Annotated in this window: 11 protein-coding genes; 7 read left to right on the top strand and 4 right to left on the bottom strand. The window is 60.4% G+C overall.

Features of this window, described 5'->3' with window-relative positions:
• Nucleotides 1–469 precede the first annotated feature (469 nt).
• From AAGQ88_RS25305 to AAGQ88_RS25275, 7 genes are all read left to right on the top strand, one after another.
• Nucleotides 470–2,131 (top strand): OFA family MFS transporter, encoded by a 1,662-nt coding sequence (locus AAGQ88_RS25305; RefSeq protein WP_093465750.1) that lies wholly within the window; start codon nt 470–472, stop codon nt 2,129–2,131.
• A gap of 292 nt (nt 2,132–2,423) precedes the next feature.
• On the top strand, nt 2,424–3,017 hold the full coding sequence (hisB, locus tag AAGQ88_RS25300) for an imidazoleglycerol-phosphate dehydratase HisB (RefSeq protein WP_062379429.1): 594 nt from the start codon (nt 2,424–2,426) through the stop codon (nt 3,015–3,017).
• Entirely contained in the window at nt 3,017–3,655 is a 639-nt protein-coding gene (gene hisH, locus AAGQ88_RS25295; RefSeq protein ID WP_285425288.1) for an imidazole glycerol phosphate synthase subunit HisH, read from the top strand. The genes hisB and hisH overlap by 1 nt, the downstream gene beginning before the upstream one ends.
• The gene (locus AAGQ88_RS25290) at nt 3,655–3,912 is read left to right on the top strand and encodes a DUF2164 domain-containing protein (RefSeq protein ID WP_342653927.1); all 258 of its coding nucleotides are present in this window, start codon (nt 3,655–3,657) and stop codon (nt 3,910–3,912) included. Before hisH ends, AAGQ88_RS25290 begins: the two co-directional genes overlap by 1 nt.
• A 96-nt stretch (nt 3,913–4,008) precedes the next feature.
• Nucleotides 4,009–4,746, top strand: coding sequence for a 1-(5-phosphoribosyl)-5-[(5-phosphoribosylamino)methylideneamino]imidazole-4-carboxamide isomerase (gene hisA, locus AAGQ88_RS25285; RefSeq protein ID WP_342653926.1), 738 nt, complete (start codon nt 4,009–4,011; stop codon nt 4,744–4,746).
• A 117-nt stretch (nt 4,747–4,863) separates the two neighbouring features.
• Nucleotides 4,864–5,634: an imidazole glycerol phosphate synthase subunit HisF gene (hisF, locus tag AAGQ88_RS25280; protein ID WP_342653925.1), complete on the top strand. Its 771-nt coding sequence runs from the start codon at nt 4,864–4,866 to the stop codon at nt 5,632–5,634.
• Between the two features lie 287 nt (nt 5,635–5,921).
• Nucleotides 5,922–6,677: an ABC transporter substrate-binding protein gene (locus AAGQ88_RS25275; protein WP_285425292.1), complete on the top strand. Its 756-nt coding sequence runs from the start codon at nt 5,922–5,924 to the stop codon at nt 6,675–6,677.
• A 49-nt stretch (nt 6,678–6,726) separates the two neighbouring features.
• Here the strand turns inward: AAGQ88_RS25275 and AAGQ88_RS25270 are convergent, their stop codons facing one another.
• The 4 genes from AAGQ88_RS25270 to AAGQ88_RS25255 all read right to left on the bottom strand — a co-directional run bounded on the left by AAGQ88_RS25270 (nt 6,727) and on the right by AAGQ88_RS25255 (nt 12,479).
• Nucleotides 6,727–8,688: an acyltransferase family protein gene (locus tag AAGQ88_RS25270; protein ID WP_342653924.1), complete on the bottom strand. Its 1,962-nt coding sequence runs from the start codon at nt 8,686–8,688 to the stop codon at nt 6,727–6,729.
• Between the two features lie 316 nt (nt 8,689–9,004).
• On the bottom strand, nt 9,005–9,805 hold the full coding sequence (locus AAGQ88_RS25265; protein WP_342653923.1) for a divergent polysaccharide deacetylase family protein: 801 nt from the start codon (nt 9,803–9,805) through the stop codon (nt 9,005–9,007).
• Between the two features lies 1 nt (nt 9,806).
• A complete protein-coding gene (locus tag AAGQ88_RS25260) occupies nt 9,807–11,138 on the bottom strand; it encodes a S41 family peptidase (RefSeq protein ID WP_342653922.1) in 1,332 nt (443 codons plus the stop codon).
• 30 nt (nt 11,139–11,168) lie between these two features.
• The gene (locus tag AAGQ88_RS25255; RefSeq protein ID WP_342653921.1) at nt 11,169–12,479 is read right to left on the bottom strand and encodes a murein hydrolase activator EnvC; all 1,311 of its coding nucleotides are present in this window, start codon (nt 12,477–12,479) and stop codon (nt 11,169–11,171) included.
• Nucleotides 12,480–12,543 lie beyond the last annotated feature (64 nt).

Here is a 12,543-nt window from a genome sequence, read left to right as displayed (position 1 = left end):
GTCGTTCAAAATTTAGCCCGCGAGTATAGCGTTCTCATGGGGACGTCGGTTTCTGCGGCGGCATTCGCGCGCAAGCGTAGCCAATGTGAACACAAAAAAGGCGTCAGCTGCGCAGCGCGTTCCGCGACTGACGAGAACGTCGTCGCAAGGCTTCGCACGCTGGGGCGCCTGATACTGCCGATGTGCTGGTTTCACGACTGCTTTACAACCGATGACGGGCAAGCGTTGCTCCCGACGTTCGATTGGACTGCTTGAGGATGACAGATGGCATAAAAAAGGTAGTAGCAGAATGCTTTCTGTCACGTCTCAAATGGTAATCTTTCGCCGTTCGCCAGTCTTGCTGCGTCGAATTGTCACGTAATGAGACTTTCTGCCGATAAAACCGCCAGTGCCTGCGTGCATAAGAGGGGTGGCAGAAAGATGTCGCTGTTCTTGCGGGACACCACTACAAAATTAGGGGCATTAATCAATGACTACAAGCACTGCTCTGGGCGGCACTGTCGCTCAGCCTGCGTTCTTGTCCAAAGAGCGCATCATCGCCAAACGCGGTTTCAACCGCTGGCTGGTTCCGCCGGCGGCACTGGCCATTCACCTTTGCATCGGCATGGCCTACGGCTTCTCGGTGTTCTGGCTGCCGCTGTCCAAGGCCATCGGCATCAAGACCGCCGTCGCTTGCGCACCGGACATGGGCTTCTTCGAACAAGTGTTCTCGTCCAGCTGTGACTGGCCGATCTCAATGCTTGGCTGGATCTACACGCTGTTCTTCATCTTCCTGGGCTGCTCGGCGGCGATCTGGGGCGGATGGCTGGAACACGCCGGCCCACGCAAGGCGGGTGTGGTTTCCGCACTGTGCTGGTGTGGCGGTCTGCTGATTTCGGCGCTGGGTGTCTACACCCACCAGATCTGGCTGATGTGGATCGGTTCGGGCGTCATCGGCGGTATCGGCCTGGGCCTGGGTTACATCTCGCCGGTCTCGACGCTGATCAAGTGGTTCCCGGACAAACGCGGCATGGCGACCGGCATGGCCATCATGGGCTTCGGCGGTGGTGCAATGGTCGGCGCTCCACTGGCCACCGCGCTCATGAGCCACTTCGCCACCCCGGACAGCGTCGGTGTATGGCAGAGCTTCGTGGCCATGGCCGCGATCTACTTCGTCTTCATGATCGGTGGTGCGCTGGCGTACCGCGTTCCGCCTACCGGCTGGAAACCTGAGGGCTGGACCGCTCCGGCGAAGAAAACCAACAGCGCGATGATCACCAACCGTCACGTGCACGTGAGCGTTGCCTGGAAAACCCCGCAATTCCGTCTGGTCTGGCTGGTGCTGTGCCTGAACGTTTCGGCCGGTATCGGCATCCTCGGCATGGCCTCGCCGCTGCTGCAGGAAGTGTTCGGCGGCAAACTGCTGGGCAGCGATCAGGGCTTCGCGCAACTGGATGCCTCGCAATTGGCGGCCATCGCCGCTATCGCCGCAGGCTTCACCGGTCTGTTGAGCCTGTTCAACATCGGCGGTCGTTTCTTCTGGGCGTCGTTCTCCGACTACATCGGCCGTAAAGCCACCTACTTCGTGTTCTTCGCGCTGGGCTTCCTGCTCTATGCGGCCGTTCCGACGTTGGGTCATCTGGGCAGCGTTGCGCTGTTCGTGGCTGCGTTCTGTGTCGTGCTGTCGATGTACGGCGGCGGCTTCGCGACCGTTCCGGCTTACCTGGCCGACCTGTTCGGTACTCAGATGGTAGGCGCGATCCACGGTCGTCTGCTGACTGCATGGGCAGCGGCTGGCGTGCTGGGTCCGGTACTGGTGAACTACCTGCGTGAGTATCAGCTGAGCCACGGCGTTGCGCGCGCCGATGCCTACGACATCACGCTGTACATCCTTGCCGGCCTGCTGGTACTGGGCTTCATCTGCAACATGCTGGTGCGCCCGGTGGCCGACAAATACTTCATGACCGACGCTCAGCTGAAAGCCGAGCAGGCAATTGGTCACGATGCAGGCGCCGACCACACCACTTCCCTTGAGTGGAAAGCCGACGCGAGCACCAAGCCTCTGGCGATCCTGGCCTGGCTGGCAGTGGGCATTCCACTGGCATGGGGCGTGTGGATCACCCTGCAGAAGACTGCGGTGCTGTTTCACTAAGTTGCTGTTGGAATCGGCCTGAGCATCTTCAGGCCGACGCAAAATCTGTGGGAGCGAGCTTGCTCGCGAAAGTGGTCCGACAATCGACAGAGATGTTGAATGAGCGGGCCCATTCGCGAGCAAGCTCGCTCCCACATTTGTTTTGAGGTCGCTTGCATGTGCCTGTATGCACATGTCTAACGCTCGCGGCGCTGGATTCAGCCCGTCAGTGATCTCACCCTTCGTGTTTCTGTTTCCCCGCCACACGCCTATAATGTCCGCCTTTTCGCCCAATGATTTTGCGGAGCTGGTGATGGCCGAACGTAAGGCGTTCGTCGAGCGCGACACCCTGGAAACTCAGATCAAAGCCTCGATCAACCTGGATGGCACCGGAAAGGCCCGATTCGATATCGGCGTTCCTTTTCTTGAACACATGCTCGACCAGATCGCCCGTCACGGGCTGATCGATCTGGATATCGAGAGCAAGGGCGACCTGCACATCGACGACCACCACACCGTGGAAGACGTCGGTATCACCCTGGGTCAGGCCTTCAGCAAAGCCATCGGCGACAAAAAGGGCATCCGTCGTTACGGTCACGCCTACGTCCCGCTGGATGAAGCGCTGTCGCGCGTGGTCATCGACTTCTCCGGTCGTCCCGGCCTGCAGATGCACGTGCCTTATACCCGTGCCACGGTCGGCGGCTTCGACGTGGACCTGTTCCAGGAATTCTTCCAGGGCTTCGTCAACCACGCCAACGTCACCCTGCACATCGACAACCTGCGCGGCCACAACACTCATCACCAGATCGAAACCGTCTTCAAGGCGTTCGGCCGCGCGCTGCGCATGGCGGTTGAACTGGACGACCGCATGGCCGGCCAGATGCCTTCGACCAAGGGCGTTTTGTAATGCAGACCGTTGCAGTAATCGACTACGGCATGGGCAATCTGCACTCCGTGGCCAAGGCGCTGGAGCACGTTGGCGCCGGACGGGTGCTGATCACCAGCGATGCCGACGTCATCCGTGAGGCCGACCGCGTGGTGTTCCCCGGCGTTGGCGCGATCCGCGACTGCATGGCTGAGATCCGCCGTCTGGGGTTCGACGCGCTGGTGCGTGAAGTCAGCCAGGATCGTCCGTTTCTGGGCATCTGCGTCGGCATGCAGGCGCTGATGGATCGCAGTGAAGAAAACGACGGCGTGGACTGCATCGGCGTGTTTCCAGGTCAGGTGCGCTTCTTCGGCAAGGACCTTCACGAAGACGGCCAGCACCTGAAAGTCCCGCACATGGGCTGGAACGAAGTGACGCAGGCAGTGGATCACCCGCTGTGGCACAGCATTCCGGATCAGGCGCGATTCTATTTCGTGCACAGCTACTACATCGACTCGCCTAACCCGCGGCAGATCGTCGGGCGCGGTCATTACGGTCGTGATTTCGCTGCGGCGCTGGCCGATGGCTCGCGCTTTGCGGTGCAGTTCCACCCGGAGAAGAGCCACACCCATGGCCTGCAATTGCTGCAGAACTTCGCCGCGTGGGATGGCCGCTGGTAATGAGCAAGAAGAACAAGGCGCCGATCCTGACCCTCACTTCCGAGCAGGAGAGTGAGGCGTGCCACAAGATCAAGCGCTTCATGGAGGACCGCTTCGAACTGGACCTGGGTTCATTCGAAGCGGCTGAAATCCTGGAATTGTTCACTCGCGAAATTGCGCCGCATTACTACAACCGGGCGATTTTCGATGTGCAGGCGCATTTGAAAGAGCGCTTCGAAAGCATTGAAAGCGACGTCTGGGCGTTGGAAAAGAACTGAGAGCAGCTTCGACACGCAAGCTGCAACAATGATTGACGCGCGCCTGCTGGCAGCTTTCAGCTCGCAGCTCGCAGCTCTTTTGACGAAGGAAAAAGCATGCTGATTATCCCCGCTATCGACCTCAAAGACGGTGCCTGTGTGCGCCTTCGCCAAGGCCGCATGGAAGATTCCACGGTGTTTTCCGACGATCCGGTGAGCATGGCTGCCAAGTGGGTCGAAGGCGGTTGCCGCCGTTTGCATCTGGTCGACCTGAACGGCGCGTTCGAAGGTCAGCCGGTCAACGGTGATGTGGTTACCGCCATCGCCAAGCGCTACCCGAACCTGCCGATCCAGATCGGCGGCGGCATTCGCTCGCTGGAGACCATCGAGCACTACGTCAAGGCGGGCGTGAGCTACGTGATCATCGGCACCAAGGCGGTCAAAGAGCCTGAGTTCGTCGCCGAGGCGTGCCGCGCCTTCCCCGGCAAAGTGATCGTCGGTCTGGACGCTAAAGACGGCTTCGTCGCCACCGATGGCTGGGCGGAAGTCAGCTCGGTTCAGGTGATCGACCTGGCCAAACGTTTTGAAGCGGACGGCGTCTCGGCCATCGTTTATACCGACATCGCCAAAGACGGCATGATGCAGGGCTGCAACGTCCCCTTCACGGCCGCGCTGGCGGCGGCCACGAAGATCCCGGTCATTGCGTCCGGCGGGATTCACAACCTGGGCGACATCAAGGCGCTGCTCGACGCAAAGGCACCGGGCATCATCGGCGCCATTACCGGCCGCGCGATCTACGAAGGCACGCTGGATGTGGCTGAAGCCCAGGCGTTCTGTGATCAGTACTCGATCTGATCTGTAGGAGCGCGCTTGCCCGCGATGACGTTGTAGCAGTCGCACATCCGGGACTGACACGCCGCCATCGTGGGCAAGCGCGCTCCTGCAGGTGTCCAAACTTTCGGAGATTAGGCCATGGCCCTCGCCAAGCGCATCATCCCTTGCCTCGACGTCGATAACGGCCGCGTGGTCAAGGGCGTGAAGTTCGAGAACATCCGCGACGCCGGTGATCCGGTGGAGATCGCCCGTCGTTATGACGAGCAGGGTGCCGATGAAATTACGTTTCTCGACATCACCGCCAGTGTCGATGGTCGTGACACCACGCTGCACACCGTCGAACGCATGGCCAGCCAGGTGTTCATCCCGCTGACCGTCGGTGGCGGCGTGCGTAGCGTTCAAGACATTCGCAACTTGCTCAACGCCGGCGCCGACAAGGTGTCGATCAACACCGCGGCGGTGTTCAACCCTGAATTCGTCGGCGAGGCGGCTGCGCGTTTCGGTTCTCAGTGCATCGTCGTTGCCATCGATGCCAAGAAGGTGTCCGCGCCGGGCGAGGAGCCGCGCTGGGAAATATTCACCCACGGCGGTCGCAAGCCGACCGGGCTGGATGCGGTCATGTGGGCGAAAAAGATGGAAGGTCTGGGTGCCGGTGAAATCCTGCTGACCAGCATGGATCAGGACGGCATGAAAAACGGCTTCGATCTGGGCGTCACGCGCGCCATCAGCGACGCGCTGGGCATTCCGGTGATCGCTTCGGGTGGCGTGGGCAATTTGCAACATCTGGCTGACGGCGTGATCGAGGGGCACGCGAGCGCCGTGCTGGCCGCAAGTATTTTTCACTTTGGCGAATACACCGTGCCGGAAGCGAAAGCGTTCATGGCCAGGCAAGGCATCGTGGTTCGCTGATAGCCGCGGGAGTTTGTGCCTGTCAGTGAATGATCGCTCCCACGCTCTGCGTGGGAGTGACTTACGTGACGCTCTGCGCCACAGGGACGCGAAGCGTGCTGCCCTGCATTCCCACGCGGAGCGCGGGCACGATCAACGCCGACGTGCGAACCATCAAAGCGCTGAAACCCCGCCCCAGACGCTTCGAGACACCTCTGTCCTGAAAGCGACCACACCCATTCCCGAACTGGACAACGCCCGAGGTTAACGGCACTCTCTTGCCGTCGTCAGGATCGGGTGCCAGGGATATGTTCAAAGGTGTTTTTCTTGCGCTGATCAGCGTGGCTGCATTGCTGTCAGGAACTGCCCGTGCAGACGATGCGCCGGGTTATTCAATGGTGCTTCTCACCGAAAACTTCCCGCCTTACAACATGGCGACCGACGGCAAGAATTTCGCCCAGGAAAGCAATATCAAGGGCATCGCCGTCGAGATCGTGCGCGAAACCTTCAAGCGGGCCGGCATCGGCTACAACATGACCCTGCGATTCCCGTGGGATCGAATCTACAAGCTCGCCCTGGAAAAGCCCGGTTACGGCGTGTTCGTGACGGCGCGTCTGCCTGAGCGCGAGAAGCTCTTCAAATGGGTCGGCCCGATCGGCCCCGATGACTGGATCATGCTCGCGCGCGCGGACAGCCCGATCCAGCTGTCCTCGCTGGACGAGGCGCGGCAATACAAAATCGGCGCTTACAAAGGCGATGCCATCGCCGAAGAGCTGGACCGTCAGGGCATGAACCCGATTACGGTGCTCAGTGACAAGGACAACGCCAAAAAGCTGGTCGAGGGTCAGATCGATCTCTGGGCCACGGGCGATCCGGCAGGACGTTATCTGGCCCGTCAGGAAGGGGTGACCGGCCTGAAAACGGTGCTGCGTTTCAACAGCGCGGAATTGTTTCTGGCGCTCAACAAAGACACCCCCGATGACGTCGTCGCCAGGCTGCAGGCGGCACTCGATCAGCTGCGCAAAGAAGGCATGGTCGACAGCATTCTCGGCAAGTACCTCTGACGAGCGCTCCGTCAGCGGCGTCGACGCCAGCTGACGGAGCCTTCAGGCATCACTCGGCAATCGCCATCTTCAACGGCTCGCTCAACAGCTTCGCGCCCGAAGCGCTCAGGTGGTTGTCGTCCAGATAATAGAAGCTCTTGTCCTTGCCGATCTCACAGCTGGTTGCGTTGCAGAAATACTGCTTGGTGCGGATGACCTGGAGCTGACCGTCGTTGGTTTCTTGATCGAGCATCGCCATTTCCCCTGCGTCCCAGGCGTCGATAGCCGTTCTGGGCACGTTGTCGCCCAGTGCGCTGACCACCGCTTTGACGTGACCGAACATCTGTATATCGGGCACTTGCTCCAGAATGAACAGCTTGCTTTCGGGGGTTGTACGGGTGAAGAACTTCACCGTCGAATCGACGCCTCGTGCGACGACCTGTTGCGGCGTCAGGCCTTGCTCGCCTGTTTCAAGCTGCAGAAGGTGATGCTTCTTCTGCAGAACGTTTTTCTTTTGCCAGCCATGCATGTACAGCGTCCAGCGGCCGACCAGAATGATCTTCTCCGGCTGCAGATTGGCGACTTGTTCGGCATACCGCGCAAGCTGTCCCGGCTTGTCGCAGTTGGAACTGTTGCCGATGCCGTCGTAGCGCTCAAGCCCAACCAGCGGCGGGCAGCCGGGAATCGAGACGAACATGTACGTCATGCCCGCGTCTTCGCTGAATGCATCCACCAGCGGCAGGACGTGCGAGTCGCCGAACAACACCACCAGCCGGCTGCCCGTGCCGATCTTCTTGCAGACCAGTTCCGACCCGCCCGAATCGTAGCCATCGCAGTCCTGCACATTTACGGCCATGGGGTCGACCTGCGGTTTGAACACCGTGTTCAGCGTCCCGCCGATCGCCAGCAGCAGCACGATGCTGGCCACGGCCCACTTGAACACGCCAGCCTGGGAAATCCTGTTCTTGTAGCGAAACGGCGCTTCGATGTATTTCCAGCTGATCCACGCCAGCACGAACACAGCGATGATCAGCAGCGGGAAGATCGCCTCGTCGTAGTTCGAGAACTGCAGCGGCGACAGGCGATACAGCGCGAAAATCGGCTGGTGCCACAGATAGGCGCTGTACGAGAGCAGGCCGATCCAGACCATCGGCTTGAGCGACAGCACCTTGCCGGTCACGCATTGCGGCGAGGCGAACAGAATGATCAGGCAGGTGCCCAGCACGGGAATGACGGTGTAGAGGCTGGGGAAGGGCGTGGTTTCTTCGAAGCCGAAGATCGAATACAGCACCATGGCAACACCGATGATTGCCAGCGCTGCCTTGTAAGGGTTGAACCCCGCTGCGGGTGCTGCGACGCCGGAGGTGCGGAACAGCACCATCGCCGTCAGCGAGCCTGCCAGCAACTCCCACGCACGGGTTGGCAGCAGGTAGAAATTGATCGCCGGATGGTATGTCGCCCCCCATTCGGCCAGCGCCAGCGACACGCAAGTGATGCACAGAATGAACAGCGTCAGGCCCGGCTTCTTGAGTTTCCAGGCCAGCAGCAGGAACAGCGGAAAGAAGATGTAGTACTGCTCCTCGACGGCCAGGCTCCACGTATGCAGCAAAGGTTGTTCGCCCGCCGCGGGGTCGAAGTAGTCGGTGTTGCGCCAGAAGAACAGATTGGACGCAAACACTGCCACCGACATGATGCTGCGTCCCAGGTTCTGAAGGTCGCTGTCGAGCATCCAGGCCAGTGCGAACGGCAGCGTGGCGATGATCACGAAGAACAGCGCAGGTAAAATCCGCCGTGCCCGTCGCTCGTAGAATTTGAGAATGGAAAAATGCCCCTGCGCGATCTCCGCCGCCAGGATGGACGTAATCAGATAGCCCGAGATCACGAAGAAAATATCGACACCGACAAAGCCGCCGGAGAAGAACGTGAAGCCTGCGTGAAACAGGATCACCGGGAGCACGGCTACCGTACGCAGCCCATCGATTTCAGGCCGGTATTTCAATACGCGATCGGGTTGGGCGAGAGTCGGATTCATGAGCGCCTTGATCGAAGTAAGGGTGGATCGGGGGTGGCACTCCAATACGGGGCGCTGCATCCATTCGAGATCCAACATAAAGCAGCGCCGGTTTCTGTCAAATTAATGACCTGAATCGGAGGCTGTTTCGATAGCGTGTTTGATGGTGCCAGAAATACGACGATCACCCGGATGCTTCCGCATACAAGGACTTACGACATAACTGAGCCTGGACTGAGGAAGGTATCGGGTCACTCGCAGACGAGAGAACCGACGAACGTAGCGGGTCGGCTGGCGCCAGCGAGCGCTGCCATTTCAAGGAAGGTAAAGCGGCGGGTCAGCGGTACACGCCGTTCTTGCCGTGCCCGGTCATCGCCTGATTGCCCCGGATGCTGATCATGTGGCGCAGTTCGATCCAGTCGATGCCCTGAGCCTTGAGCTTGGGCAGTTCGCGCTCGAGCACGTCCATCGTCACAGGATACGGATGGCCGATCATCACGGCAGAGCCCTGCTTGTGTGCCAGCTTGATCGCAGTCTGTAGCTGAGTGCTGATGGCTTCGGCAGTGCGTTCATCGTCCAGGAAGACATCGCGCGAGACGCTTGCCAGACCGATCTTCTGTGCCTCGGCGGCGGCGACTGTCTTTGCGCTGGTGCGGCTGTCGACCAGAAACAGATGCCGGCGCTGCAGTTCGCCAACCAGCCAGCTCATCGCCACCGGCTCGGCGGTCATGCGGCTGCCCTCGTGGTTGTTGATGCCTGCGGCATACGGCACTTTCAGCAGGGCCGCGTTCAGCCGCGACTCGAGTTCAGGCAGCGCAAGATCGGGACGCCACGCATACGGCCCGGTGGCCGGATCCATCGGCATATGCAGCATGACCGTCTTGCCGGCTTTGTGCGCCTGACGCGCGAAGTCGGTGGCGTGCGGCGTGTCCGGCATGATCGCCAGCGTCACCGGGCCGGGGAGGGCCAGCGCTCGGCTGTCTTTCTCCGGGCTTTGTCCGAGATCGTCAATGATCAGGCTGAGGTACGCGACCTTCGGCTTTTTGCCGTCGGTTGCGGAGGCTTCGGCGGACGTCGCCTGCGCGACGCCCGTCATGACAGCAAGGGCGCAGAAGAGCCCGGTCAGCCAGAGGCGCATATCAATTGCCGCGTGTGACACTCAATCCCTTGAGCAGACTGAGGGCCTGATTCAACTGGTAATCGTCGTCCTGCGGACGCGCCTTGCCAGCCTTGGCCTTGGTGGTCGGTTTGTCCGCGCCGCCGTTGCCGTTGCCCAGGTGGCCAAGCAGGTCGGCCTCTTTGTAGTTGTCGCCGTCGGCTTCGGCCGTGACCTTGGCGCGTTTGACTTCGATGTCCGGGTTGATGCCCTGCGCCTGAATCGAACGGCCATTTGGCGTGTAGTACAGCGCAGTGGTGATCTTCAGCGCGCGATCGTTGGCCAGCGGCAGCACGGTCTGCACCGAGCCTTTGCCGAACGAATCGGTGCCCATCAGGATGCCGCGTTTCTGATCCTGCAATGCGCCGGCGACGATTTCGGACGCCGAGGCACTGCCACCGTTGATCAGCACCACCAGAGGCGCGCCTTCGCTGGCGTCGGCCGGATCGGCCGAGAAGCGCAGTTCGGAATTGGCGATGCGGCCCTTGGTGTAGACGATCAGGCCCTTTGTCAGGAAATGGTCGGCCACTTCGACGGCCGCCTGCAACACACCACCCGGGTTGTTGCGCAGGTCCAGAATCAGGCCGTTCATCTTCTTGCCGTTGTCCTTGCGCAGCTTGGCCAGCGCCTTGCCGACTTCTTCGCCGGTCTTGACCTGGAACTGCGTGATGCGGATGTAGCCGTAGCCCGGCTCAAGCATCTGCGACTTCACGCTCTTGACCTGAATGGTGGCGCGCGCCAGCGTCACGTCGAACGGGTTGCCGCCATCGCGTACCAGCGTCAGGGTGATTTTCTCGCCGATCTTGCCGCGCATCTTGTCGACCGCTTCCTGCATGGTCTGGCCTTGGGTCGGCGTGCCGTTGATCTTGACGATCAGGTCGCCGGCCTCGATGCCCGCTTTGGAAGCCGGTGTGTCATCGATGGGCGAGACGACTTTTATGAAGCCGTCCTCGACACCCACTTCGATGCCCAGACCGCCAAATTCGCCGCTGGTGCTTTCCTGCAGTTCCTGGAAGTCTTCCGGGCCCAGGTAAGCGGAGTGCGGATCGAGGTTGCTGAGCATGCCTTTAATGGCGTTTTCCAGCAGGGTCTTGTCATCCACCGGCTCGACGTACGCGGCTTTGATCCGGTCCATCACCTCGGCGAAGGTGCGCAGCTCGTCGAGCGGCAGCGGGGCCTTGACGGTCGCGGCATTGGCTGGCACTGACGCGGCAGGCGTTGTCGCCGGAGCGGCACCGGCGGCGTGCGCCAGAGGAGCGCCGATAACCACGGCGATAGTCAGGGCCAGCGAGGTGAGGCGGGACGAAAACAGCATGTCTTACGAACTCCTGAGTGAGGTGTCGACTTATCCTTGAGTGCGACACCATTGGGCCGGATCACTAGGGCGACCCTGCTGACGAATAGCGAAATACAGAGCCGGAGTGTCCTGACCGCCACCACTGTTGCCGACGGTGGAGATCGCCTCTCCGGCTTTTACAACGTCACCAGCCTCTTTCAACAGACTCTGGTTGTGACCGTACAAACTCAAATAACCGTTGCCGTGATCGAGAATGACCAGAAGGCCTGCGCCACGCAACCAGTCGGCAAAGACCACACGACCACCATGCACAGCGTGTACCTGACTGCCTGCGGCAGCGCTGATCATCACGCCGTCCCACTTGGTCCGCTCGTCATCGCCGCGGGTTTCGCCGAAGCGCGCCAACAATCGACCATCGACAGGCCAAGGAAGTTTTCCTTTTGCTTGTTCAAAAGGTCCGCCATAGGACTGCCCTGCGCTGGAAACCATGGCGCCGGGCGCTTTTACCGGCCGACGCGGCGCTTCGTCGCTGTCGTCTTTGCCGCGACTTTTGGCCAGTGCTTCCTGTTCGCGCTGGCGTTTCTCCGCTTCCTGCTGAGCGAGCAGCGCTTTCTGACGCGCTTCTTCTGCTTCGCGGGCTTGTCGGGCAAGGGTTTCTTCGATGGTCTTGAGGACTTTAGTCAGGTCTGCCTGATCCTGCTGGCGTGCCTGTAGCTTCTGGTCACGTGCCTTGTAGTCCTGATTCAGCTTGGCGAGGGCGACCTGACGCTCCTGGCGGACCGTGTCGAGCTGGGATTTCTGGTCGTCCAGCGAGCTTTTCTGCACCAGCAGCTGTGCCTGCTGCAGGTCGATGTCTTTCTCGACCTCCGCCAACTGACGCAGGGTTTCATTGAAATTGCGCAACTGCTCCAGGCGCGCCTGGCTCAGGTAGTCGTAATAGGTGAGGGTGCGGGCAAATTTCTCGGGATTCTGCTGGTTCAGCAGCAGCTTGAGGTATTCCTGCCGGCCGCTTTGATAGGCCGCGCGGGCTTGAATCGCGATCAGGCGCTGCTGTTCAACGCGGGCGCTCTGGAGTTTTTTTTTCTCGCCGTCGAGCCGTTGAAGCTCGGTTTCACTCTTTTTTAGTTCTTTTTGCAGGGCCTCCACCTGCTTTTCCAGCTTGCCCATTTCGGTTTCGGTAGAGCGCAGATCTTTCTGGACGCCGGACTTTTCTTCCTGCAGCTGGCTCAAGGCCTTCTTCAGCTCGGTGATGTCCTGACGTGTGGCATCCAGCTGTTTCTGGGTTTGTGCGCGCTCGTCATCGGCAAAGGCCGGATTGAGCAGACAAATCAAAGCAAAGGCGATCAGGGCGCGAAGCATGAGGTTGGGCGATACCGGGAGTGAAGACGGGCCTAGTATGCCCGCCAGTGGCTGCAAAAAAAAC

The sequence above is a fragment of the Pseudomonas sp. F3-2 genome (assembly GCF_038804275.1).
Classification (GTDB): domain Bacteria; phylum Pseudomonadota; class Gammaproteobacteria; order Pseudomonadales; family Pseudomonadaceae; genus Aquipseudomonas.
This window is presented reverse-complemented; position numbering and strand designations above follow the sequence as displayed.

Excerpts from the sequence above, each read along its gene's own strand:
- hisH (WP_285425288.1), top strand. The coding sequence starts at position 3,017 with ATGCAGACCGTTGCAGTAATCGACTACGGCATGGGCAATCTGCACTCC.
- AAGQ88_RS25255 (WP_342653921.1), bottom strand. The coding sequence starts at position 12,479 with ATGCTTCGCGCCCTGATCGCCTTTGCTTTGATTTGTCTGCTCAATCCG.
- AAGQ88_RS25275 (WP_285425292.1), top strand. The coding sequence starts at position 5,922 with ATGTTCAAAGGTGTTTTTCTTGCGCTGATCAGCGTGGCTGCATTGCTG.
- AAGQ88_RS25270 (WP_342653924.1), bottom strand. The coding sequence starts at position 8,688 with ATGAATCCGACTCTCGCCCAACCCGATCGCGTATTGAAATACCGGCCT.
- AAGQ88_RS25265 (WP_342653923.1), bottom strand. The coding sequence starts at position 9,805 with ATGCGCCTCTGGCTGACCGGGCTCTTCTGCGCCCTTGCTGTCATGACG.
- hisF (WP_342653925.1), top strand. The coding sequence starts at position 4,864 with ATGGCCCTCGCCAAGCGCATCATCCCTTGCCTCGACGTCGATAACGGC.
- AAGQ88_RS25305 (WP_093465750.1), top strand. The coding sequence starts at position 470 with ATGACTACAAGCACTGCTCTGGGCGGCACTGTCGCTCAGCCTGCGTTC.
- hisB (WP_062379429.1), top strand. The coding sequence starts at position 2,424 with ATGGCCGAACGTAAGGCGTTCGTCGAGCGCGACACCCTGGAAACTCAG.
- AAGQ88_RS25290 (WP_342653927.1), top strand. The coding sequence starts at position 3,655 with ATGAGCAAGAAGAACAAGGCGCCGATCCTGACCCTCACTTCCGAGCAG.
- AAGQ88_RS25260 (WP_342653922.1), bottom strand. The coding sequence starts at position 11,138 with ATGCTGTTTTCGTCCCGCCTCACCTCGCTGGCCCTGACTATCGCCGTG.
- hisA (WP_342653926.1), top strand. The coding sequence starts at position 4,009 with ATGCTGATTATCCCCGCTATCGACCTCAAAGACGGTGCCTGTGTGCGC.